The organism is Streptomyces sp. SYSU D01066-1 (assembly GCF_054956795.1).
In genome coordinates, this window is record NZ_JBUDHV010000003.1 from 318,978 (window position 1) to 341,934 (window position 22,957).

Genomic DNA, 22,957 nt, shown 5'->3' on the forward strand with positions numbered 1-22,957 from the left:
CACAATGCGCGTGCCGCAGGTCACAGCCTTCTTGAGAGTCGAGACGGGTGGGCCCGCGGCCGAGTGCGACCGATAAACTGTTCACGGACGTCGCCGGGTGCAGCTCCCCGTGCCGTCCGACCATGATCAGCCAGCAGCCGCTGCAACCCCAGGGAGCGTTGTGTCCCGTCGCCTGTTCACCTCGGAGTCCGTGACCGAGGGCCACCCCGACAAGATCGCTGACCAGATCAGCGACACCATTCTCGACGCGCTTCTGCGCGAGGACCCGACCTCCCGGGTCGCCGTCGAAACCCTGATCACCACCGGCCTGGTGCACGTGGCCGGCGAGGTCACCACCAAGGCCTACGCCGACATCGCCACCCTGGTCCGCGGCAAGATCCTGGAGATCGGCTACGACTCCTCCAAGAAGGGCTTCGACGGCGCCTCCTGCGGCGTGTCGGTGTCGATCGGGGCCCAGTCCCCGGACATCGCGCAGGGCGTGGACACGGCTTATGAGAACCGGGTCGAGGGCGACGAGGACGAGCTGGACCGGCAGGGCGCCGGCGACCAGGGCCTGATGTTCGGCTACGCCTCCGACGAGACGCCGACGCTGATGCCGCTGCCGATCTTCCTGGCCCACCGGCTGTCCAAGCGTCTGTCCGACGTGCGCAAGAACGGCACGATCCCCTACCTGCGCCCCGACGGCAAGACGCAGGTCACCATCGAGTACGACGGCGACAAGGCCGTCCGCCTCGACACGGTCGTGGTCTCCTCGCAGCACGCCTCCGACATCGACCTGGAGTCGCTGCTCGCCCCCGACATCCGCGAGTTCGTCGTGGAGCCGGAGCTGAAGGCGCTGCTGGAGGAGGGCATCAAGCTCGACACCGAGAACTACCGCCTGCTGGTCAACCCCACCGGCCGCTTCGAGATCGGCGGCCCGATGGGCGACGCCGGCCTGACCGGCCGCAAGATCATCATTGACACCTACGGCGGCATGGCCCGCCACGGCGGCGGCGCCTTCTCCGGCAAGGACCCCTCCAAGGTCGACCGCTCCGCCGCGTACGCGATGCGCTGGGTCGCCAAGAACGTGGTCGCCGCGGGCCTGGCCTCCCGCTGCGAGGTCCAGGTCGCCTACGCGATCGGCAAGGCCGAGCCGGTCGGCCTGTTCGTGGAGACCTTCGGCACCGCCAAGGTCGACCACGAGAAGATCGAGAAGGCGATCGACGAGGTCTTCGACCTCCGTCCGGCCGCCATCATCCGCGACCTCGACCTGCTCCGCCCGATCTACTCGCAGACCGCGGCCTACGGCCACTTCGGCCGCGAGCTGGACGACTTCACCTGGGAGCGCACGGACCGCGTGGAGGCGCTCCGCAAGGCAGCGGGGCTGTAGCCACCCACGGGGCCGCACCTCCGGGAACGCGGACTCACGGTCCCACCGTCCCGCACGGCGCCCGGCGAGTCCGCCGGGACGCCGGGCCCCGGCGTCCCCCGGGCCGGCGACCGGCCGCCCTCGGCTGTCAGTGGGCTTTGGTAAGAATGCAGGTGTGAGCAGCGAGAACGGGCGGACGGGCGGCGGCGCGCAGGGTGCGCCGCCCGAGCAGCTCGCGCTCATCCGGGAGAGTGTGCGCAAGGCCGGCGTGCCCCGGGCCAAGCCGCGGACCTGGCGCGGAGCGGCGCTCGCCCCCGAGCTGCCGGTCGCGCGGGTGCTGGTCGACAAGGGCGTGCTCCACCTGGACCGGTACTTCGACTACGCCGTGCCCGAGGAGCTGGACGCCGACGCGCAGCCGGGGGTGCGGGTGCGGGTGCGGTTCGGCGCCGGGCGCGGGCGGGTCAGGGACGGGCGGCGTGAGGGCGGCGGGCTCATCGACGGCTTCCTCGTCGAGCGACGGGCCGAGTCCGACTACGCGGGGCCGCTGGCCGCGCTGGCCCAGGTCGTCTCGCCCGAGCCGGTGCTCGGGGCGGAACTGCTCGGGCTCGCGCGGGCCGTCGCCGACCGGTACGCGGGCAGCCTCGCCGACGTGCTCCAGCTGGCCGTGCCGCCGCGCAACGCGCGGGCCGAGCGGCGGGCCTCGCCCGCCCCGCTGCCACCGCCGCCCGCCCCGGCGGCGGGCTCCTGGGAGCGGTACGCGCACGGGCCCGCCTTCCTGGAGTCACTGGCCTCGGGCGGCACACCGCGCGCCGTGTGGAACGCGCTGCCGGGACCCGGGTGGGCCGAGGAACTGGCGCGGGCGGTGGCGGCGGCCCTGGCCTCCGGGCGCGGGGCGCTCGTCGTCCTGCCGGACGGGCGGGCGGTCGCCCGGCTCGACGCCGCGCTGACCGACGTACTGGGAAAGGGACGGCACGCGGTCCTCACCGCCGACGCCGGGCCCGAGAAGCGGTACGGGCAGTGGCTGGCGGTGCGGCGGGGCTCCGTACGGGCGGTGATCGGGACCCGCGCGGCCATGTTCGCCCCGGTCCGGGATCCGGGGCTGGTCGCCCTGTGGGACGACGGCGACGACAGCCACAGCGAGCGGCACGCCCCGCAGCCGCACGCGCGGGAGGTGCTGCTGCTGCGGGCGGCCCAGGACAGGTGCGCCTTCCTGCTGGGCGGCTGGAGCTGCACCGTGGAGGCCGCCCAGCTCGTGGAGAGCGGCTGGGCGAAGCCGCTGGTCGCCGGCCGGGAGCACCTGCGGGCCGCCGCTCCGCTGGTGCGGACCGTCGGGGACCAGGACCTGGCCCGGGACGAGGCCGCCCGGGCCGCCCGGCTGCCGACCCTCGCCTGGCAGACCGTCCGGGACGGGCTGCGGCACGGGCCGGTACTGGTGCAGGTGCCCCGGCGGGGCTACGTACCGAGGATGGCGTGTGCCGTCTGCCGGGAACCGGCGCGGTGCCGGCACTGCTCCGGGCCGCTGGAGGGGCAGGAGGCCGGGGCGGCGTTGCGCTGCGGGTGGTGCGGACGGGACGAGGCCGGGTGGCACTGCCCGGAGTGCGGGTCGTTCCGGCTGCGTGCGCAGGTGGTGGGGGCGCGGCGCACCGCCGAGGAACTGGGGCGGGCCTTTCCCGCCGTACCCGTGCGGACCTCGGGGCGGGAGCACGTGCTGGACACCGTGCCCGGGGCGCCCGCCCTGGTCGTCAGCACGCCGGGCGCCGAGCCCGTCGCCGAGGGCGGGTACGCGGCGGCGCTGCTGCTCGACGGCTGGGCCATGCTCGGCCGGCCCGACCTGCGGGCCGGTGAGGACGCGCTGCGCCGCTGGATCGCCGCCGCCGCGCTGGTCCGGCCGCAGTCGGCGGGCGGCACCGTGGTCGTCGTCGCCGAGCCGACGCTCAGGCCGGTGCAGGCGCTGGTGCGCTGGGACCCCGTCGGCCACGCCGTGCGGGAGCTGGGCGAGCGGGCCGAACTGGGCTTTCCGCCGGTGTCGCGGATGGCCGCCGTCTCCGGGCCGGCCGAGGCAGTGGCGGAGTTCCTCGGCGCGGTGGAACTGCCGGGCGAGGCGGAGGTACTGGGCCCCGTCCCGCTGCCGGTCACCGCCGTGGGCGGGGCGCGGCGGCCGGGGGCGCCGCCGCCCGGGGAGCGGTGGGACCGGGCCTTGGTGCGGGTTCCGCCCGGTCGCGGAGCGGCGCTGGCCTCGGCGCTGAAGGCCGCGCAGGCCGCGCGGATGGCGCGCGGGGGCGGCAACGGCGCGGTGCGGGTACGGGTGCGGGTCGATCCGCCCGACATCGGGTGAGAGGCGTCGCGCCGGCACCGGGTGAGGGGCGTCGCGTGCCGGAGGAGGGACGTCGCGTGCCGGAGGAGGGGGGGAGAGACACCGCTGCCCTCCCGGGAGGAAGACGGGAGGGCAGAGCGCGGTGAGGTACGCCGGTCAGCCGTTGCGCGGACTGGGGAAGGCGGTGGGCCTGGGCTCCTCGCGCAGCACGGGGCTGCCCGCCGTCGGCTGGGTCGGCATGGAGCGGGCGGCGGGGACCGTGGGCACGGGGGGGATGCCCGTGCCCACGGTCACCGTGCGGGAGCCGGGTGTCTCCGGGGCGTGCTCGGGCTGTGCCGGGGCGGTCTGGGCGGTGGCGCGACGGGCGCCGTAGCGGCGGTGCACCGCCTGCTTGGTGACCCCGAGGGCGGAACCCACCGCGTCCCACGAGAAGCCGAGCGAGCGGTCGAAGTCCACGGCGGCCGTGACCAGGGTCTCGACGCTGTCCCGCAGCTCCTGGGCGAGACGGACCGTCGGCGCGGGCGCGCGCCCGTAGACGACGAAGCCCGTGGAGGGGCCGGAGCGGCGCGGGCGGTAGACGTTGCCCAACTGGGCGGTGAGCGTGCGCAGCGCGTCCACCTGCCGGCGGACCCGCTCGATGTCCCGCACCAGCAGGTGCAGGCTGGCCCGAGCCTGGGCGTCGTGAGTTGCGTGGTCGGCCATGAACAAGCCTCTCGAACCGGCGTTGAAAGGAATCGGGCCGCGCGGACGGCCCCTGTGGTCAACTCTTTCTTGACCAACGCCGGATCGCTCCGCGGGTCACGGTGTGGGGCGTGGGGGGTTGTCGTGCGCGCCCCCTCGGCCTTCGGTCCTCGGGTGTTCCCCCACCCGCGCGGCGCCCGTTTTCCGGCCGGACGGGAGGTGGGCGCCGCGGCCGGGGGCCGGGCGCCGTCGGCGGCTGCCGGGGGCCGGCCTCGTAGACTGGTGCGCCGCCCGCCCACCGTTCCCGCCCGAGAGGCCCGTCCCACCCATGAAGCTGGTCTTCGCCGGTACCCCCGAGGTCGCCGTCCCCGCCCTGGACGCCCTGATCGCCTCCGAGCGGCACCAGGTGGCCGCCGTCGTCACGCGGCCCGACGCGCCGGCCGGGCGCGGGCGCCGGCTGGTCGCCTCGCCCGTGGCCGAACGGGCCGAGGAGGCCGGGATCGAGGTGCTCAAGCCCGCCAGGCCGCGCGATCCGGAGTTCCTGGAGCGGCTGCGGGAGATCGGGCCGGACTGCTGTCCCGTCGTCGCCTACGGCGCCCTGCTGCCCCGGGCCGCGCTCGACGTCCCGGCGCACGGCTGGGTCAACCTGCACTTCTCGCTGCTGCCCGCCTGGCGCGGGGCCGCGCCCGTGCAGCACGCCGTGATGGCGGGTGACGAGATCACCGGCGCCTCCACCTTCCTCATCGAGGAGGGGCTGGACTCCGGGCCGGTCTACGGGACGCTCACCGAGACCGTCCGGCCCACCGACACCAGCGGCGACCTGCTGACCCGGCTCGCCCTGGCGGGCGCCGGCCTGCTCGCCGCGACCATGGACGGCATCGAGGACGGCACTCTGAAGGCCGTACCGCAGCCCGCGGAGGGGGTCAGCCTGGCCCCGAAGATCACCGTCGAGGACGCCCGGGTCGACTGGACCGCCCCGGCGCTGCGCGTGGACCGGGTGGTGCGCGGCTGCACCCCGGCGCCCGGTGCCTGGACCACCTTCCGCGGTGAGCGGCTCAAGCTGGTGCAGGCGGCGCCCGCGGCCGACCGGACGGACCTCGCCCCCGGGCAGCTGGCCGTCGGCAGGAACAGCGTGCACGTGGGCACCGGCTCGTACGCCGTCGAACTGCTCTGGGTGCAGGCGCAGGGCAAGAAGCCGATGCGGGCGGCGGACTGGGCGCGCGGGGCGCGGATCGCCGACGGCGAGCGGCTGGGCGGCTGAACCGGCCTCGACAGGGGCCGCGCCCGGGCCGACGTAGGCTGGTGGGTGCACCTCTTCCCACACCCGGAGCACCTTTTCGTGAGCGATCAGCCTCGTCGTCCCCGCAAGCCCGGCAAGCCCTACCGGCGGCCCCGGAAGGACCCCGTCCGCGTCCTCGCCTTCGAGGCGCTGCGCGCCGTCGACGAGCGGGACGCGTACGCCAACCTCGTCCTCCCGCCGCTGCTGCGCAAGGCGCGGGAGGAGGACGGCTTCGAGGCGCGGGACGCGGCGCTCGCCACCGAGCTGGTCTACGGGACGCTGCGGCGGCAGGGGACGTACGATGCGATCATCGCCGAGTGCGTCGACCGGCCGTTGCGCGAGGTCGACCCGCCGGTGCTGGACGTGCTGAGCCTGGGCGTGCACCAGCTGCTCGGGACGCGGATCCCGAGCCACGCGGCCGTGTCCGCCTCCGTGGAGCTGGCGCGGGTCGTGCTCGGGGACGGGCGGGCCAAGTTCGTCAACGCCGTGCTGCGGAAGGTCGCGCGGGACGATCTCGACGGGTGGCTCGGGAAGGTCGCGCCGCCCTATGACGAGGACCCCGAGGACCACCTCGCCGTCGTGCACTCGCACCCGCGGTGGGTCGTCTCCGCGCTGTGGGACTCGCTCGGCGGCCCCCGGGCCGGCATCGAGGAACTGCTGGCCGCCGACAACGAGCGGCCCGAGGTGACGCTGGTCGCCCGGCCGGGCCGGGCCACGGTGGAGGAACTGCTCGGCGAGGAGGCCGCCGCGGCGGGGCGCTGGTCGCCGTACGCCGTGCGGCTGACCGAGGGCGGGGAGCCCGGGGCCGTCGAGGCGGTGCGGGAGGGCCGGGCCGGGGTGCAGGACGAGGGCAGCCAGCTCGTCGCGCTCGCGGTCGCCAACGCGCCGCTCGAGGGGCCCGACCGGCGGTGGCTGGACGGGTGTGCCGGACCCGGCGGCAAGGCCGCGCTGCTCGCCGCGCTCGCCGCCGAGCGGGGCGCCTTCCTGCTGGCCTCGGAGAAGCAGCCGCACCGCGCCGGGCTGGTGGCCAGGGCACTGGCCGGCAATCCGGGGCCGTACCAGGTGATCGCCGCCGACGGGACGCGGCCCGCGTGGCGGCCGGGGAGCTTCGACCGGGTGCTCGTCGACGTGCCGTGCACCGGGCTGGGCGCCCTGCGGCGCCGGCCGGAGGCGCGCTGGCGGCGCCGGCCCGAGGACCTGGACGGGTTCGCGCCGCTCCAGCGCGGGCTGCTGCGCGGTGCGCTGGAGGCGGTCCGCGTCGGCGGGATCGTCGGCTACGCGACCTGCTCGCCGCATCTGGCGGAGACCCGGGCCGTCGTCGGTGACGTGCTCAAGCAGGTCCCCGGCGCCGAACCGGTCGACGCCCGGCCGCTGCTGCCCGGCGTGCCGGGGCTGGGCGAGGGACCGGACGTGCAGCTGTGGCCGCATCTGCACGGGACCGACGCCATGTACCTGGCGCTCATCCGCCGGACCGCCTGACCGGCGGTCACGCAGGTCTCGCCGGGGAGGCCACGGCCCCGGACCGCCGTCCCGGTCGTCGGTGCCCCGAAGGCCGTCGTCCCGGTCGTCGGTGTCTCCGGGGGTGGTGGTTCCGGTCGTCGGTGTCTCGGAGGCCGCCGCCCCGCCCGCCGCTGCCCCGGAGGCCGGTGAGCCGCCGCGCGAGCGGTGCCGTCGGCCCCCTGGTCCGGGACCCGCCGGAACACCCGGGGGCCGCGGGTACGGGACCGGGCCCGTACCGGAGAGACCCGCCGGGGCCGGACATGGCAGGCTTGGACCATGGCCGCGCAGATCAACCCCAGCATCCTGTCCGCCGACTTCTCCCGCCTCGCGGACGAGGCGAAGGCGGTGCGAGGAGCCGACTGGCTCCACGTCGACGTCATGGACAACCATTTCGTCCCCAACCTCACGCTCGGTGTGCCGGTCGTCGAGTCCCTCGCCCGTGCGACGGACACCCCGCTGGACTGCCACCTGATGATCGAGGCGCCCGACCGGTGGGCGCCCCAGTACGTCGAGGCGGGAGCCGGCTCCGTCACCTTCCACGCCGAGGCCGCCGCGGCCCCGGTGCGCCTCGCCCGCGAGATCCGGGCCAAGGGCGCCCGCGCCGCCATGGCGCTCAAGCCGGCGACGCCCGTCGAACCGTACGAGGACCTGCTCCCCGAGCTGGACATGCTGCTGGTCATGACGGTGGAGCCGGGGTTCGGGGGACAGGCGTTCCTCGACATCATGCTGCCGAAGATCAGGCGTACCCGGGAACTGATCGCCAAGCACGGCCTGGAGCTGTGGCTGCAGGTGGACGGCGGGGTCTCCGCCTCGACCATCGAGCGGTGCGCGGAGGCGGGCGCCGACGTCTTCGTCGCGGGCTCGGCCGTGTACGGTGCGTCGGACCCGGCCGAGGCGGTGCGTGCCCTGCGGGAGCGGGCGGAGTCGGCGACCGCCGCCGCGTCCTGGGCGTGCGATCACTGAAGAACGCCGGGCGGCGACCGGGAGTGACGGCGGACGACGACGGGGGACCGCCGCCGACGACCACTGAAGAACGAGAACGTGAACGGCTCCCGTCAGGGCTGATCGAGTGCGCCGTATCTGCGAGGATGAACGGCGAATCCAGAGTGTGAACAGCAGTGAGGAGAGCGCCGTGTCGGGTATGTCGGCGGGCCGCGCAGCCATGCGGATGGGACCCGCTGAGCTGGTCCAGGCGGCGGCCATGGCCCGCCGTTTCTACCTCGAGGGCAAGTCCAAGATCCAGATCGCGGAGGAGTTCGGCGTCAGCCGCTTCAAGGTGGCCCGGGTCCTGGAGACCGCCCTCGAACGGGACCTCGTACGCATCGAGATCCGGGTGCCGGCCGAGCTGGACGCCGAGCGCTCCGACGCGCTCCGCGCCCGCTACGGCCTGCGCAACGCGGTCGTCGTGGAATCCCCGGCCGACGCCGAGGAGACCCCCGACCCCGAGAACCTGGGAGAGGTCGCCGCCGACCTGCTCGGCGAGCTGGTCGACGAGGGCGACGTACTGGGCCTGGCCTGGGGCCGCTCCACCATCCACATGGCGGCGGCGCTGGACCGGCTGCCGCCGTGCACGGTGGTGCAGCTGACCGGCGTGTACGACGCCGGGACCGCCGAGCGCGGCTCGGTGGAGGCCGTGCGCCGCGCCGCCCAGGTCTCCGGCGGCGACGCCCACCCCATCTACGCGCCGATGCTGCTGCCCGACGCGGCGACCGCCGAGGCGCTGCGCCACCAGCCCGGCATCGCGCGGGCTTTCGAGTACTTCGACAAGGTCACCGTCGCCTGTGTCTCCATCGGCTCCTGGGAGCCCGGCATCTCCACGGTGCACGACATGCTCAGCGACGAGGAGCGCGGCCACTACGCCTCGCTCGGCGTCGCCGCCGAGATGTCCGCGCACCTCTTCGACGCCCAGGGGCGCCGGGTCGGCCGGGACCTGGGCGAGCGGTGCATCACGGTCAAGGCCGACCAGCTCCGCCGTATCCCCGAGGTGGTGGCGATCGCCGGTGGGCAGCGCAAGGCGGCGGCCATCGACGCGGTACTGCGCTCGGGCCTGGTCACCAGCCTGGTGACGGACACCTCCGCCGCGGACTACCTGATGGCGGCGGGCCCGGCGCCCAAGGCCGCGCTCAACCGGTCCGATCCGGACGGCGTGTGACGGGGCATCAGGGACCTGACGGTGTACCGACGACCTGGGGAGCGCGTATGACGCAGGACGGTGCGGGGGCGGTGCGGGACCCGGCGGGCCGGATCGTGGTCACGCTGGACCTGGCCGGGGTCACCGACAAGGCGGGCCTGATGGAGCGCTGCGCCCGGTCGCTCGGCCTGCCCGAGTGGTTCGGCCGCAACTGGGACGCCCTCGCCGACTCCCTGGCCGACCCCCGCGTCTGGCCCGAGGACGCAGGGGAGCGGGGGCTGCTCCTGGTCGTGGAGAACTGGCGGGGCTACGCCGAGGCGCGGCCCGAGGAGTGGCAGATCGCCGAGGAGGTGTTCGCCGAGGCCACCGACCGGGGCCCCGGACTCTTCGTCACCCTGGGCCCCGGGGGGCCTCCCGCGCCCGGAGGCCCCCCGGGGTTCGGAGGTTCCTCCTAACGGCCCCCCGGACAGCCTGGACGTTCTGCCCGGAGCGGGGCGCCGACCCGTCGTGAAAGAATGAAGTACGTGCTCTTTCCCCCTGGCTGACCTGTCCGGGGGCCGCCTCCGATCGACTGGGATGTGCAGCACGTGCGTTTCCTCAACGACATCCAGCCCTCGTACGACCTGACGTACGACGACGTCTTCATGGTGCCGAGCCGCTCGGCCGTCGGCTCGCGGCAGGGCGTGGACCTCCGCTCCCCGGACGGCACGGGCACCACCATCCCGCTGGTCGTCGCCAACATGACCGCCATCGCGGGGCGCCGCATGGCCGAGACGGTGGCCCGGCGCGGCGGCCTCGTGGTCATCCCGCAGGACATCCCGATCGAGGTCGTCACCGACGTCGTCTCCTGGGTCAAGAGCCGGCACCACGTCCTGGACACCCCGATCGTGCTGGCCCCGCACCAGACGGTCGCCGACGCGCTCTCCCTGCTGCCCAAGCGGGCGCACGACGCCGGGGTCGTCGTGGACGAGGAGGGCAGGCCCGTCGGCGTGGTCACCGACAGCGACCTGAGCGGTGTGGACCGCTTCACCCGGCTCGAAGAGGTCATGTCCAAGGACCTGCTGCTGCTCGACGCGGCCATGGACCCGCGCGAGGCGTTCAACACCCTCGACGCCGCCAACCGGCGCTTCGCCCCCGCCGTCGGCGAGGACGGCAGGCTGGCCGGCATCCTCACCCGCAAGGGCGCCCTGCGCGCCACGCTCTACACCCCGGCCCTCGACGCGGACGGCAAGCTGCGCGTGGCCGCCGCCGTCGGCATCAACGGCGACGTGGCGGGCAAGGCCCAGCAGCTCCTCGACGCGGGCGTGGACACCCTCGTCATCGACACCGCCCACGGCCACCAGGAGTCGATGATCAGCGCCGTCAAGCTGGTCCGCGACCTGGACCCGAAGGTGCCGATCGTCGCGGGCAACATCGTCTCCGCGGAGGGCGTGCGCGACCTGATCGAGGCCGGCGCGGACATCGTCAAGGTCGGGGTCGGACCCGGCGCCATGTGCACCACGCGCATGATGACCGGCGTCGGCCGTCCGCAGTTCTCCGCGGTCCTGGAGTGCGCCGCCGAGGCGAAGAAGTACGGGAAGCACGTGTGGGCCGACGGCGGTGTCCGCCACCCCCGTGACGTGGCGATGGCGCTCGCCGCCGGCGCGTCCAACGTGATGATCGGCTCCTGGTTCGCGGGCACGTACGAGTCCCCGGGCGACCTCCAGCACGACGCGGACGGCCGGGCCTACAAGGAGTCCTTCGGCATGGCCTCCGCCCGCGCGGTGCGCAACCGCACCTCGGAGGAGTCGGCGTACGACCGGGCCCGCAAGGGACTGTTCGAGGAGGGCATCTCGACCTCCCGGATGTTCCTCGACCCGGCCCGCCCCGGCGTCGAGGACCTCATCGACTCGATCATCGCGGGCGTCCGCTCCTCCTGCACCTACGCCGGTGCCGGCTCCCTGGAGGAGTTCGCGGAGCGGGCGGTCGTCGGCATCCAGAGCGCGGCGGGCTACGCCGAGGGCAAGCCGCTGCACGCGAGCTGGAGCTGAGCGGACGCGGCAGCGCGACGGGGACCCCCGCGGGGGTCCCCGTTCGCGTTCCGGGTGCTCAGCGCCTTCGCTCCCGGCTCACCGGGGACGCCCGCCGCTGCTCCGCGGCGGGCGGTCAGCCGGCCGGCCCCTCCGCGCCCGCCGTGCGACGGCGTGCGGACCGGCCGCGTGTCGGCGGGGCCGCCACCGGGGCGGCCGTCCGGGCGCTGCCGCCGCCCTCGCCTTGCCGAGACCCGCTTCGTGGAGTCCCGCCTCGCTGGGTCCCGCCGCACGGCCGTCACTGTCCACGCCACGGATGTCCACGCCACGGATGTCCGCGCCGCAGGTGTCCGCCTCGCGGGTGTTCGCGCCAAGGGTGTCCGCGTCGTGGCGCGGGCTACTACCCTCGGTGCCATGACCCGCCGACATTGACCCACCGGCCGCGCCTCCCGCGGACCGCCTCGGACGCCGTACCCGCGACGTCCGAAGCGGCTCCCCGGGAAGGCCCCATGACACCTCCACCCCCGCCCGTGCGCGTGCCCGCCCCCGCCCCCGGCGGTGTGCGGCGCCTGTCGGCCACCCTCTGCGCCCACGCGTTCTGCGCCGACCTCATCCTCCTGTACCCGGTGTACGCGCTGCTCTTCAGCGACGCCGGACTCTCCCTCGGACAGATCTCCTCCCTCTTCGTCCTGTGGTCGGTCACCGGCGTGGCCCTGGAGGTGCCCTCGGGCGCCTGGGCGGACGCCGTCTCGCGGCGGCTGCTGCTGTGGCTCGGCCCGCTGCTCACGGCAGCCGGCTTCACCCTGTGGGTGCTCGCGCCCTCGTACCCGGCCTTCGCCCTCGGTTTCGTGCTGTGGGGTGCCGGGGAAGCCCTCGGCTCCGGTGCCCTGGAGGCGCTGGCCCACGACGAACTGGAGCGGCTGGGCGCGGCCGACCGGTACGCCCGGGTCATGGGCCGGGTCCGCGCGGTGGGCCCGGCGGCCACCGCCGCCTCGATGGCCCTGGCCGGACCGGTCTTCGCCTGGGGCGGGTACCAGGCCGTCGGCGCGGCCGGTGTCCTCGCCTGTCTGCTGGCGTCGGCCACGGCGGCCCGGCTCCCCGAACACCACGAGCCGTCCGCCGGGGACGCCGGCCGGACGGCGGCCCTGCGCGCCGGACTCGCCGGGGCCCGCGCCGACCGGTCCGTGCGCGGCGCGCTGCTGCTGGTCCCGGCCGTCACCGCCGTATGGGGCGCGCTGGACGAGTACACGCCGCTGCTGGTCCGCGACACCGGCGCGGCCGAGGCGACCGTCCCCTGGCTGCTGCTGGTCGTCTGGTCCGGTGCCACGGCCGGCGGCCTGCTGGCGGGCGTCGCCGAGCGCCGCCTCGGCACCACCGGGCTCGCCGCGCTGCTCACCGGCGCCGCCGGCGCGCTGGCCGTGGGCGCGCTGACCGGCGGCCCGGCCGGGATCGCCCTGATCGGCCTCGCCTTCGGCGGCTTCCAGCTGGCGACCGTGCTCGCCGACGCCCGCCTCCAGCGCCGTATCGACGCGACCGGCCGGGCGACCCTGACCTCGGTCGCGGGGCTCGGCACGGAGCTGGGCACCGTCGCGGTGTACGGCGCCTACGCGGCCACCGCGTCGGTTGCCGGGAACGACGGCGCCTTCGCCTGGGCGGCGGTGCCGTACCTGCTGACGGCGGTGGTGCTGGCGGCCACGGTCCGGAGCGGGCGGCGGCCGGGGCCCCGGGAGCGCGCGCGGAGGGCGGCCGGGGAGGCGGTGGAGCAGGGTGAGTGACGCGGCCCCGCGCCCCGGAAGCGTCGTACGCGACGAGTCACCGCGAGCCGCTTCGGCGCGACGACCGCCCCCGGCGTCCCCCGTCCCGGTGACCTCTACGGCGCCATCGCTCCCGCGAAGCTGCCGGAGGACTGGGGCCCACCAGGACCGGGGCGGGAGTCAGCCCGGCAGCGGCGTGAGCAGCATGCGGCCCGCGAAGCCGACCGCCTCGTCCAGCCGCTCGGTGATCTCCCCGGCCATGTCGGGCAGCCGGCGCACCGTCCACAGGGTGCGGGCCGCGACCCAGGCGGCGTCGCGGGCGCGCTCCAGGCACCAGGAGTTGAGCAGATGGGTCAGCGGGTCGGCGATCTGGAGGAGATCGGGGCCCGGCATCAGATCTTCGCGGACGCGCTCCTCCAGCGACACGAGGATCTCGCCCACCCGGTCGAACTCATCCTCCAGATCCCCGGGTTCGCAGCCGAGCGTACGACAGGTGTCCACGACGGCGAGCGCCAGGTCGTGCCCGATGTGCGCGTTGATGCCCGCGAGCGCGAACTGCGGCGGACGTACCTGGGGATGACGGCGGAACTGGAACAGGGGCCGCCAGCAGGCGGGCGGCCGGCGTCCGTCGTCCGCCGCGTCGACGGCGCCGAGGTAGCGCTCGGCGAACCGTACGTCCAGTGTGCTCGCGGCCCGGGGGTCGGGGAACCGGCCGTTGTCGATGTCCCGGTCGACGGCTTCGGTGACGGTCAGGTAGACCCGGTTGAAGACCGCCACCCCGTCCCGGGCGGGTAGCGTCGCGTCAAGGGCGCGCATCCGGGCGAGGACGGTGTCCATCGAGTCGATGGACGCGAAGACGTGTCGACAGTGCGCCATGGGGGCAGGGTCGCAGCTTCAGGGGAACGGAAGGAACGGCGGGCGCGTCTCTTCCCCGGAACGGGGTAACGCGCCCGCCGCGTGGGGGAGGGGATCCGTATCGTGTCCGGCCTTCGTACCAGGCGGCTGGCCGCGCGCAGGGCCGCGCGCCGGCGTGCCGCCCGCCGTGGCCTCATGGTCGCCGTGGCCGCCGTCGTGACCGTGACCGGCGCGGTCGCCGGAACGCTGTCCGCGCTGGAGGACGCCGACGCCGGCGGCGGCCGTGCGGCCGCCGCCCGGCCGCCGGTGACCCGGCCGTTCCGGCCCGTCCACGAACCCGCCCCGCCCTCGCCCGCACCGCCGGGCTCGCGCTCCGCGTCCCCGTCCCCGGCGGCCTCCTCCGCGTCCTCCGCGTCCTCCGCGCCGGAGGCCGACCCGGCGCCCACACCGGCGAGGACCACCGGGGAGCCGCGCCCGGCCGCCCGGCTCTACCGCCATCCCGGCTCCCAGGTGCTCGACTGGGTGGCCGCCCACCCCGACGACCCGCGGCACGCCGTCATCGCCGACCGGATAGCCGGGCAGCCCGCCGCCGTCTGGTTCGCCGACTTCACGCCGGACACCATCACCGCCCGGGTCCGCGCCGTCACCTCGGGCGGAGCGGCCCAGGGCCGGGTCCCGGTCCTGGTGCCGTACGCGATCCCCGACCGCGACTGCGGCGGCCACTCCCAGGGCGGGGCACCCGACCTCGACGCCTACGACGACTGGATCGACCGCTTCGCCGCCGGGCTGGGCCGGGCAGAGGTCATCGTGATCCTGGAGCCCGACTCGGTCGCCCAGGCCGACTGCCTGTCCGCCGCGGAGCGCGCCGACCGCTTCGCCTCCCTCGCCCGCGCCGGCCGGGTCCTCAAGGAGGCCGGCCCCCGGACCCGGGTCTACTACGACGCCGGCCACTCCGGCTGGCACGCGCCCGGCAAGCAGGCCGGCCTGCTCAGGCAGGCGGGCGCCGCCTCGGCCGCCTCCTCCGACGGCGTCTTCAGCAACGTCTCCAACTTCCACACCACCGCCGACGAGACCGCCTACGACCGCGCGGTGCTGGACGCCCTCGGCGGACCGGCGCACCTGGGCGCCGTCGTCGACACCAGCCGCAACGGCAACGGCGCCCCGGCCGACGGCGCCTGGTGCGACCCGGCGGGGCGCCGCATCGGCCACGCCCCGACGCTGGCCACCGGCGAGGACCGGATCGACGCCTACCTGTGGGTCAAGCTGCCGGGGGAGTCGGACGGCTGCAAGGGCAGCCCCGGGACGTTCAGCCCCTCCTACGCCTACGACTTGGCGCGCGGGGGGCCTTCCTCGTAGCCATCCTCGTATCCCTCGTCCTCGCCCTCGTTCTCGCCCTCGTCCTTGCCGTAGCCCGGCGTGCCCGCGTCGAGCTGCGGCTCCCGTGTCTTGAGGCGGGCGGCGCGTCCTGAGGCGGGCGGGCGCGAAGGCGCGCAGCGTGGGGCGGCCGGTGACGAGGACGAGGGGGCCGGGCGCGGTGCCGCCGAGGACGCCGCCCAGGACGGCGGCGACGGCCGCGCCGGACCCGGGCGGACGCCGAACGGCAGGGCGGATCGCTGAACCCGGCTGCGAACGAACCCGCGTACGATCCTGGACGTGGCCCGAGGGGTTCTGCGAAGAGAGCGCCAGGTCACATGGACAGCGATCGGAGCGGCGTCCGCCCTCGGGTCGATGTGAACGACTGACCGCCCATCTTGTACTTTTCCGTTCGGTAAGTACAGAACGGAGAATGACGAATGTCCGGTTTCGGATGGAAGCTGCATGGAGACGGCAAAACCCTGGGTCCAGGTGAAGTCGTCCGGCCGGACGAGCGGCTCACCTGGACCCGGACGATCGGGCTGGGGGCGCAGCACGTCGTCTCGATGATCGGCGCCTGTTTCGTCGCCCCGGTGCTCATGGGTCTCGATCCGAGCCTCGGGCTGATGGCCTCGGGTGTCGCGACCCTGTTGTTCCTCGTCCTCACGCGCGGGCGGGTCCCCAGCTACCTGGGTTCGTCGCTCTCCTTCGTCGGTGTCGCCGCGGTCATCGGCAGTCAGGGCGGTGGGCCGGCGGAGCTCACCGGCGCCTTGTTCGTCGTGGGACTGGCCCTGGCCGTGGTCGGCCTCGTGGTCCAGCGTCTGGGCGCCAGGGTCATCCACGCGGTGCTGCCGCCGGCGGTGACGGGCGCCGTCGTCATGCTGATCGGCTTCAACCTGGCCCCGGTGGCCGCCTCCAGCTACTGGCCGCAGGACCAGTGGACGGCGCTCGCCACCATGCTCTTCACCGGCCTCGCCCTGGTCGTCCTGCGCGGTTTCTGGTCCCGCGTCGCCATCTTCCTCGGCCTGGTCTTCGGCTATCTGCTCTCCTGGATCCTCGACCTCGCCCTGGGCAGGATCCACTCCATCGACGGCAGCGGCAAGGTCGTCGACCACTGGCGTCTGGACCTCACCTCTGTCAAGGAGGCCGCCTGGGTCGGCTTCCCCGACACGCACGCGCCCTCGTTCAGCGCCTCGGCGGTCGTCGTGGCCCTCCCGGTGCTGGTCGCCCTGGTCGCCGAGAACGCGGGTCACGTCAAGGCGGTCGGCGAGATGACCGGCGACCCCCTCGACGACAAGCTCGGCACCGCCATCGCGGCGGACGGCGCGGCCACCATGGTCTCCACGGTCGCCGGCGGCCCCGCCACCACCACGTACGCCGAGAACATCGGCGTCATGGCCGCCACGCGCGTGTACTCGACCGCCGCCTACATGTGCGCCGCGATCGTCGCCCTGCTGTTCGGCCTGTGCCCGAAGTTCGGCGCGTTCGTCGCCGCGATCCCGGGCGGAGTGCTCGGCGGCATCACCGTCATCCTCTACGGCATGATCGGCCTGCTCGGCGCCCAGATCTGGGTGCGCAACAAGGTCGACTTCAGCCAGCCGCTCAACCTGATCCCGGCCGCCGCCGGCGTCATCGTCGGCATCGGCGGCGTGACGCTGGAGATCACCGACAACTTCGAACTCAACGGCATCGCCCTCGGCACCCTCGTGGTGCTGACCGGCTACCACGCGCTGCGCTGGCTCTCGAAGGCCGCGGGCACCTCGCAGGGCGGGCTCCTGGACGCGGGGACGACGAGCTACGACGACTCGGGGCAGGGCGGCGGGAAAGCGAACTGACGGGACGGACGCACCGGGCGCGGGAGGGGCCTTCGGCCGCTCCCGCGCCCGTTGCCGTCTCCGGGCGCGACGCGTCGGGTGCGCCGTCCCGGGACCGTACCGAGGAGGACGCGCCGCCCCTGACGTGGCGTCAGCGCGATCTCGACGAGGGCGTCACGGGGTGGACGGCCCCCCGCGGTCCCCCGAGCGAGCTACCTGCTTGTCCTCTCCGGGGTGAAGCGCGCCTCCGGTGGTCTCTTGTTGACTCGGACCGTCAGCACAACGGCCCGGCGAGGCCGACCACCCCAGCAGCTAAGGACACCACCATGGCCACGACACGCAGTTCCGCGCGGCACGATCTCCGCAGGGCCCGCCGGATCGCCGCAGCTCTGCTGGTCTCCACGCTGGCAGGAACCACGCTGGTCGCGTGCGGTGCCGACGCCGGGGACGCGCGACCGACCGAGGTCGTCGGCAAGAGCGTCGGCGAGACCACGGGCGCCACCGGGATCACTTGGGGCAAGTGCCCGGCCCTGGCCGAGGGGCAGACCCGTGACCCCCGACTGGCCTGTGGGACGTTGAAGGTGCCGCTCGACTACCGGAAACCGGGCGGCACGAAGATCGACGTGGCGGTCTCCCGGCTGTCCACCGCGCAGCCCGGGAAGCGACGTGGCGTTCTGCTGCTGAACCCCGGCGGGCCGGCCCTGGGCGGTCTGGACATGCCCGCGACCATGGCGTCCACACTGCCGAAGTCCGTGCTGGACCGCTACGACCTGATCGGTTTCGACCCGCGCGGCGTCGCACACAGCACCCCGCAGAGCTGCGGTCTGCAGGACCCCAGCGTGTCCGGGCTCTTCCCCTATCCCGCAGCGGACGGCTCGATCACCAAGAACGTGACCCTCGCCAAAGCCGCCGCCGAGCAGTGCGCCGACACGGTGGGCAAGAACCTGCGGCACTACAGCACCGCCAACACCGCCCGCGACATGGACCGCGTCCGTCAGGCGCTCGGTGAGAAGAAGATCTCCTACTGGGGCCAGTCCTACGGCACCTACCTCGGCACCGTCTACCGCTCCCTCTTCCAGGACCACACCGACCGGATGGTCCTGGAGGGCAACGTCGACCCCACCAAGGTATGGGCCGACCAGGTGGCGGACACCTGGGGCAAGGGCATGGCCGACCGGTTCCCCGACGCCGCCCGCGTCGCCGCCGCCCAGGCGGGCACCCTCGAGCTGGGCACGGACGTCGAGCAGGTGACCCGCACCTACCTCGCCCTCGCCGACCGGCTCGACCGCACGCCCGCGGCGATTCCCGGCGCACCGGTGCCGCTGGACGGGGCGCTGCTGCGGAACATGACCTACGCCCTGCTTCTGCACAACGACAGCCTTACCGTGCTCACCCAGTTCTGGAAGGCCGCCGACAACCTGTCCGACGGCAGCACCACGGCCGCTGACCTCGCGGTTCTCAAGGAGGTGTTCGCCGACACACCGACGTCCCCGGGCGTCCCGGCGGACAACCAGGCCACCATGTTCATGGCTCTCACCTGCGGCGACGCCGAATGGCCGCACGACGTCGACGGCTACGCCGCCCGTACCGCCGCCGACCGCGAGAAGTGGCCGCTCACCGCGGGCATGCCCGCCAACATCTGGGCGTGCGCCTACTGGGACAAGCCGGCCGAGACGACTGTCAAGGTGGTGAAGGGCGGCCCGCGCAACACCCTGATCCTGCAGAACCGCCGGGACAACGCCACCCCGTGGGAAGGCGCCGTCGGACTGCGCGAGTCCCTCGGCGCCGGCTCCGCCCTCGTCGGCGTCGACAACGGCGGGCACTACGTCTACGGCGAGGGCTCCGCCTGCGCCGACAAGGCCACCGCCGGCTTCCTGGCCACCGGCCACCTGCCGGACAAGGACGTCTACTGCACCGACGTCACCCAGAAGTGACCTGGCGGAAGGCGGTGCCTCCCTGCCCGGCCCGCCGACGCCGCACAGGCCGCCCCGATGACCTGCCCAGCCTGAAAACAGCAGGTACATGAGACGCTCGGTTATTTTCCTGAGCAATCCGAGCATTGAGACGATCGTTCCGGCCTTCTTAAGGTCTGGCGTATGACGAACGACGACAACCGCGTGCAAACCATGATGCTGGGCGATGTCGAGATCATCCGGGTGGTCGAGTGGCACGAACCGTTCCTGCCCGCTTCCGTGTTCCTGCCCGAGGCCGGCGCCGACACATGGGCCGGGAACAAGGACTGGCTGGCACCGGACCACTTCGAGCCGGACAGCGGCAGGACGGTGGTCGCACTGCAGTCGTGGGTGCTGCGCAGCGGCGGGCGGACCGTACTGATCGACACCGGGGCGGGCAGTGATCGCGAGCGGCCGGGCATGGCGCCGTACTTCCATCGGCGCCCGAGTGATTTCCTCGACGTGCTGGCGAGCGCCGGTGTACGCCCGGGAGATGTCGATGTCGTCGTCAACACTCACCTTCACGTCGATCACGTGGGCTGGAACACCACCGACGTGGGCGGACAGTGGGTGCCCACCTTCCCCAACGCCCAGTACCTCATTCCGGGCGCCGACGACGCCTACTACGGTCCGGACAACGCGCGGAGGCAGGAGCTGCCGGAAGTCGACCGCATGATCTACGACGACAGCATCGCGCCCGTCCATCAAGCCGGACAGGCCGTTCTGTGGGACGGCCTGCACCACATCGACGCACATCTCACTCTGGAGTCCGCGCCCGGCCACACTCCCGGCGCGTCCGTGGTGCGCCTGGCCTCCGGTACCGACCGGGCGGTCTTCGCCGGAGACGTTCTGCACAGCCCGGTGCAGATCCTCGACCCCTGCTGCAACAGCGGCTCTTGCCTCGACCCGGCGCGGGCGGTGGCCAGCCGCCGCAGGATCCTCGAACGGGCCGCCGACGAACGGGAGCTGCTCATCCCCGCGCACTTCGGCGGCGCGGGAGCCCTTGAGGTCCGTCGAGAGGGCGGCGGGTTCGCCCTCGGCCCATGGGCCGCGTTCGCCCAGACGAAGTAGGGCGTCGATGAGGGTTCGCGCAACAGCCGACGGGCCGTCGCGGCGGCCGCCGTCCAAGGGCACCCCGGACCCTGTGCCCGCGCGATGGCGCGCACACGCAACCTATCCTCTCCCGGTGGATGTGGTGAGCGACGCGATCTCCGCGGTGCGTCTCGGGCACCCCTCGTTCCGCCGGGTGGGGATGCGGGGCAGCTGGTGCGTGCGGCTGGACCCGTACCACGGCGCGGGCGTGGGCGTCGTGATGAAGGGCGGCTGCTGGCTGCTGCCCGACGACGGCACCCCGGTACACCTCGGTGCCGGTGACGCGGTGATGCTGCCCCACGGTACGGGCTACCTGATCACCGACTCTCCCGTCGACCCGGTGGCCGCGACGCGGAAGGCGGTGTCGCTGGAGCAGTGGCTGGCGGAGACGGACCGGCCGGTCCGGCCCGACGACGACACGGAGTTGCTCTGCGGGAGCTACCGCCTGGACAACAGCAGCCGGCATCCGCTCATGGAGGAACTCCCGCAGGTCGTCCGCCTTGTCAGTCGAATGGGCAGCCACCTCGAACTACGTGCCGCGATCGACCTCCTCGCCGGCGAGCTGGATCAGACACGGCCCGGCTCCGGCGTCGCCCTCCCGGGCCTGCTCGACCTGCTCTTCGTCTACATGATCCGCTCCTGGATGGCCGAGGACACCAACGGAGCATGGCCCCGGGCGCTGAGCGACCCGGTGACGGCCACCGCCCTGCGAGCGTTGCACTCGGAGCCCGCCGCGCCGTGGACCAATGAGAGCCTGGCGGCGACAGCGCGAGTCTCCCGCCCCACCCTGGCACGCCGGTTCACCACTCTGGTCGGCCGGCCTCCGATGGCCTACCTCACCTGGTGGCGCCTGACCCTCGCCGCCACCCTCCTCCGGGACACCTCGGAAACCGTGTCAGCCATCGCGGACCGCGTCGGTTACGGCACTCCGTACGCGCTGTCACACGCCTTCGAGAGGCAATTCGGTACCACGCCGGGGCGGTACCGGACCACGACGGCGAACCGCTCGCCGACCGCCGACGGCAGCGCCGGCTGACCGCGCCTCCCGGTGAGCGGGAACGCCGCGTGGTGCACGGGCGGCCGCCGGCGGTTCGCCCGGTGAGCGCCTGCTTAGGATGAGTGGGGCCGCTGGCGGTTCGACGGCGGCGATCATCCCGTACGTCCCCAGGAGCACCACCCATGACCGCCGAAGCCCCCGCCGCGCCCATACCCGCCCTCCCGTACGGCCGGCTCGTCCCCGTCACCGTCCACTTCGACGACCTGGACGCCCTCGGCCTGCTGCACAACGCCCGCTACCCGGTGCTGGTCGAGCGGGCCTGGGGCGAGCTGTGGGAGGGACACGGCCACCGGTACGCGGGCGACTGGGCGGCGGCCGGCGACGCCTGCCACGCGGTGCGGGAACTGCGGATCAGCTACGAGGCGCCGGTCACCCGGCCCGGCGGGTACGCCGTCCACCTGTGGCTGGAGCGGCTGGGCCGGACCGGGCTGACGTACGGCTTCCGGTTCTGCTCGGCGGACGGGGCCACCACCTACGCCCACGGCACCCGGGTCCTGGTCCGGCTGGACGCGGCGACGATGCGGCCGGCGCCGTGGAGTGAGGAGTTCAGGGCCGTCGGCCGGGAACTGCTGCGTCCTGCGGACTGACCTTCACCGGGGTGCGGTCCCCGGCGCGCAGCACGCCCGCGAACGCCACCAGACCGCAGGCCAGCACGGTCACCAGCCCGAACGACACCACCAGGCTGGTGGCCTCGGCCAGCCCGCCGATCGCGCTGGGCGCGACCAGCCCGGAGGTGTACGTGATGGTGGCGACGCCCGCGATGGCGAGGGACGGGTTGCCGCCGCTGCGGCCCGCCGCCGCGAAGCAGAGCGGGACGACCACGGCGATGCCCAGGCCCAGCAGCGCGAAGCCGGTCATCGCCACCGCCGGGTGGCCGCCGACGACCACCAGCAGGCCGCCGAGCGCGGCCAGCACGCCGCCCACCCGGACCGTGCGCACCGCGCCGAACCGGTCCACGACCCGGTCACCGGCGAACCGGGACAGGGCCATGGTCAGCGTGAACCCGGTGGTGCACGCCGCCGCGAGCCCCGCCGAGGTGTCCAGCTGGTCCCGCAGGTAGACCGCCGACCAGTCCAGGCTCGCGCCCTCCGCGAAGACCGCGCAGAACCCGACCGCGCCGATCAGCACCGCCGACCTGGGCGGCAGCGCGAACCTCGGCGGGGCCTCCTCGTCCTCGGCGGGCTGGAGGTCCAGCACCCAGGTGCACATGACCAGGCCGAGCACCGTCAGGACGGCGGCGGCCAGCAGATGGTGCAGCCGGGCGTCCGCGCCGAGGTGGGCGGCGAGCGTGCCGCCCGCCGAGCCGATCAGGGCGCCCGCGCTCCACATGCCGTGCAGCCCCGACATGATCGACTTGTCGAGCCGGTTCTCCACCTCGACGCCGAGCGCGTTCATCGCGACGTCGGACATGCCCGAGGTGGCCCCGTAGACGAACAGGGCGAGGCAGAGGGTGGCGAGGTTCGGAGCCAGTGAGGGCAGGACCAGGGACAGCGTCCACAGGGCCAGCAGGCCGCGCAGGGCGGTGCGGGCGCCGAAGCGGTGACTGATCCGCCCGGCCAGCGGCATGGCCAGGGAGGCGCCGAGCGCGGGGAAGGCCAGGGCCAGTCCCAGCTGGCCCGCGCTGACCCCGGCGTGGTCCTGGATCCAGGGCACCCGGGTCGCGAACGAGCCGGTGACCGAGCCGTGCACCGCGAAGACGGCCGCCACGGCGTAGCGGGCACGCCGTACCTCACGCAGTTGGTAGACCACCGCACTCATTCTCGGGCCCCTCCGTCGTGTCCGCCCCCGCGCCGGGTGCGCGGCGGCGAGCGTGCGCGG

General features: G+C 74.3%; 18 protein-coding genes. 15 read left to right on the forward strand and 3 right to left on the reverse strand.

The window, feature by feature from the left end; genetic code table 11:
• The first annotated feature begins 160 nt into the window (after positions 1-160).
• Both metK and ACY1JF_RS05190 read left to right on the forward strand, forming a co-directional pair.
• Positions 161-1,369: a methionine adenosyltransferase gene (metK, locus tag ACY1JF_RS05185; RefSeq protein ID WP_462703751.1), complete on the forward strand. Its 1,209-nt coding sequence runs from the start codon at positions 161-163 to the stop codon at positions 1,367-1,369.
• A 154-nt stretch (positions 1,370-1,523) separates the two neighbouring features.
• Positions 1,524-3,683: a primosomal protein N' gene (locus ACY1JF_RS05190; protein ID WP_462703752.1), complete on the forward strand. Its 2,160-nt coding sequence runs from the start codon at positions 1,524-1,526 to the stop codon at positions 3,681-3,683.
• Between the two features lie 135 nt (positions 3,684-3,818).
• Here the strand turns inward: ACY1JF_RS05190 and ACY1JF_RS05195 are convergent, their stop codons facing one another.
• Positions 3,819-4,364, reverse strand: coding sequence for a hypothetical protein (locus ACY1JF_RS05195; RefSeq protein ID WP_462703753.1), 546 nt, complete (start codon positions 4,362-4,364; stop codon positions 3,819-3,821).
• A gap of 307 nt (positions 4,365-4,671) precedes the next feature.
• Here ACY1JF_RS05195 and fmt point away from each other — a divergent pair, with 307 nt between their 5' ends.
• The 7 genes from fmt (at position 4,672) to ACY1JF_RS05230 (ending at position 13,037) form a co-directional block, all read left to right on the forward strand.
• Positions 4,672-5,604 carry a methionyl-tRNA formyltransferase gene (gene fmt / locus ACY1JF_RS05200; RefSeq protein WP_462703754.1) on the forward strand — a complete coding sequence of 311 codons (933 nt, stop codon included), beginning with the start codon at positions 4,672-4,674 and terminating at the stop codon, positions 5,602-5,604.
• A gap of 78 nt (positions 5,605-5,682) precedes the next feature.
• Positions 5,683-7,101, forward strand: coding sequence for an RsmB/NOP family class I SAM-dependent RNA methyltransferase (locus ACY1JF_RS05205; protein ID WP_462703755.1), 1,419 nt, complete (start codon positions 5,683-5,685; stop codon positions 7,099-7,101).
• A gap of 297 nt (positions 7,102-7,398) precedes the next feature.
• Positions 7,399-8,085: a ribulose-phosphate 3-epimerase gene (rpe, locus tag ACY1JF_RS05210; RefSeq protein WP_462703756.1), complete on the forward strand. Its 687-nt coding sequence runs from the start codon at positions 7,399-7,401 to the stop codon at positions 8,083-8,085.
• Positions 8,086-8,230: 145 nt separating this feature from the next.
• A complete protein-coding gene (locus tag ACY1JF_RS05215; RefSeq protein WP_462703757.1) occupies positions 8,231-9,274 on the forward strand; it encodes a sugar-binding transcriptional regulator in 1,044 nt (347 codons plus the stop codon).
• A gap of 47 nt (positions 9,275-9,321) precedes the next feature.
• Positions 9,322-9,708, forward strand: coding sequence for a barstar family protein (locus tag ACY1JF_RS05220; RefSeq protein ID WP_462703758.1), 387 nt, complete (start codon positions 9,322-9,324; stop codon positions 9,706-9,708).
• A gap of 132 nt (positions 9,709-9,840) precedes the next feature.
• Positions 9,841-11,283 (forward strand): GuaB1 family IMP dehydrogenase-related protein, encoded by a 1,443-nt coding sequence (locus tag ACY1JF_RS05225; protein WP_462703813.1) that lies wholly within the window; start codon positions 9,841-9,843, stop codon positions 11,281-11,283.
• 488 nt (positions 11,284-11,771) lie between these two features.
• Positions 11,772-13,037, forward strand: coding sequence for an MFS transporter (locus ACY1JF_RS05230; RefSeq protein WP_462703759.1), 1,266 nt, complete (start codon positions 11,772-11,774; stop codon positions 13,035-13,037).
• Positions 13,038-13,196: 159 nt separating this feature from the next.
• On the opposite strand, the gene ACY1JF_RS05235 is transcribed toward ACY1JF_RS05230, so the two are convergent.
• The gene (locus ACY1JF_RS05235) at positions 13,197-13,892 is read right to left on the reverse strand and encodes a DUF5995 family protein (RefSeq protein ID WP_462703760.1); all 696 of its coding nucleotides are present in this window, start codon (positions 13,890-13,892) and stop codon (positions 13,197-13,199) included.
• Positions 13,893-14,066: 174 nt separating this feature from the next.
• Here ACY1JF_RS05235 and ACY1JF_RS05240 point away from each other — a divergent pair, with 174 nt between their 5' ends.
• The 6 genes from ACY1JF_RS05240 (at position 14,067) to ACY1JF_RS05265 (ending at position 21,726) form a co-directional block, all read left to right on the forward strand.
• The gene (locus tag ACY1JF_RS05240; RefSeq protein ID WP_462703814.1) at positions 14,067-15,227 is read left to right on the forward strand and encodes a glycoside hydrolase family 6 protein; all 1,161 of its coding nucleotides are present in this window, start codon (positions 14,067-14,069) and stop codon (positions 15,225-15,227) included.
• Between the two features lie 437 nt (positions 15,228-15,664).
• Positions 15,665-17,059 carry a uracil-xanthine permease family protein gene (locus ACY1JF_RS05245; RefSeq protein WP_462703761.1) on the forward strand — a complete coding sequence of 465 codons (1,395 nt, stop codon included), beginning with the start codon at positions 15,665-15,667 and terminating at the stop codon, positions 17,057-17,059.
• 305 nt (positions 17,060-17,364) lie between these two features.
• Positions 17,365-18,972: an alpha/beta hydrolase gene (locus tag ACY1JF_RS05250; protein WP_462703762.1), complete on the forward strand. Its 1,608-nt coding sequence runs from the start codon at positions 17,365-17,367 to the stop codon at positions 18,970-18,972.
• 162 nt (positions 18,973-19,134) lie between these two features.
• On the forward strand, positions 19,135-20,061 hold the full coding sequence (locus tag ACY1JF_RS05255; protein WP_462703763.1) for an MBL fold metallo-hydrolase: 927 nt from the start codon (positions 19,135-19,137) through the stop codon (positions 20,059-20,061).
• Between the two features lie 115 nt (positions 20,062-20,176).
• Complete coding sequence (locus tag ACY1JF_RS05260; protein WP_462703764.1) at positions 20,177-21,118, forward strand: AraC family transcriptional regulator; 942 nt, start codon at positions 20,177-20,179, stop codon at positions 21,116-21,118.
• Positions 21,119-21,261: 143 nt separating this feature from the next.
• Positions 21,262-21,726: an acyl-CoA thioesterase gene (locus ACY1JF_RS05265; protein ID WP_462703765.1), complete on the forward strand. Its 465-nt coding sequence runs from the start codon at positions 21,262-21,264 to the stop codon at positions 21,724-21,726.
• On the opposite strand, the gene ACY1JF_RS05270 is transcribed toward ACY1JF_RS05265, so the two are convergent.
• Complete coding sequence (locus tag ACY1JF_RS05270) at positions 21,686-22,897, reverse strand: MFS transporter (RefSeq protein WP_462703766.1); 1,212 nt, start codon at positions 22,895-22,897, stop codon at positions 21,686-21,688. The genes ACY1JF_RS05265 and ACY1JF_RS05270 overlap by 41 nt on opposite strands.
• Positions 22,898-22,957 lie beyond the last annotated feature (60 nt).

What these genes read in the sequence shown, in the direction of transcription:
- ACY1JF_RS05245 (WP_462703761.1), top strand. Translation starts at nt 15,665, where the DNA reads ATGTCCGGTTTCGGATGGAAGCTGCATGGAGACGGCAAAACCCTGGGT.
- ACY1JF_RS05255 (WP_462703763.1), top strand. Translation starts at nt 19,135, where the DNA reads ATGACGAACGACGACAACCGCGTGCAAACCATGATGCTGGGCGATGTC.
- ACY1JF_RS05270 (WP_462703766.1), bottom strand. Translation starts at nt 22,897, where the DNA reads ATGAGTGCGGTGGTCTACCAACTGCGTGAGGTACGGCGTGCCCGCTAC.
- ACY1JF_RS05240 (WP_462703814.1), top strand. Translation starts at nt 14,067, where the DNA reads ATGGTCGCCGTGGCCGCCGTCGTGACCGTGACCGGCGCGGTCGCCGGA.
- ACY1JF_RS05235 (WP_462703760.1), bottom strand. Translation starts at nt 13,892, where the DNA reads ATGGCGCACTGTCGACACGTCTTCGCGTCCATCGACTCGATGGACACC.
- ACY1JF_RS05250 (WP_462703762.1), top strand. Translation starts at nt 17,365, where the DNA reads ATGGCCACGACACGCAGTTCCGCGCGGCACGATCTCCGCAGGGCCCGC.
- ACY1JF_RS05230 (WP_462703759.1), top strand. Translation starts at nt 11,772, where the DNA reads ATGACACCTCCACCCCCGCCCGTGCGCGTGCCCGCCCCCGCCCCCGGC.
- fmt (WP_462703754.1), top strand. Translation starts at nt 4,672, where the DNA reads ATGAAGCTGGTCTTCGCCGGTACCCCCGAGGTCGCCGTCCCCGCCCTG.
- rpe (WP_462703756.1), top strand. Translation starts at nt 7,399, where the DNA reads ATGGCCGCGCAGATCAACCCCAGCATCCTGTCCGCCGACTTCTCCCGC.
- ACY1JF_RS05265 (WP_462703765.1), top strand. Translation starts at nt 21,262, where the DNA reads ATGACCGCCGAAGCCCCCGCCGCGCCCATACCCGCCCTCCCGTACGGC.
- ACY1JF_RS05220 (WP_462703758.1), top strand. Translation starts at nt 9,322, where the DNA reads ATGACGCAGGACGGTGCGGGGGCGGTGCGGGACCCGGCGGGCCGGATC.
- ACY1JF_RS05195 (WP_462703753.1), bottom strand. Translation starts at nt 4,364, where the DNA reads ATGGCCGACCACGCAACTCACGACGCCCAGGCTCGGGCCAGCCTGCAC.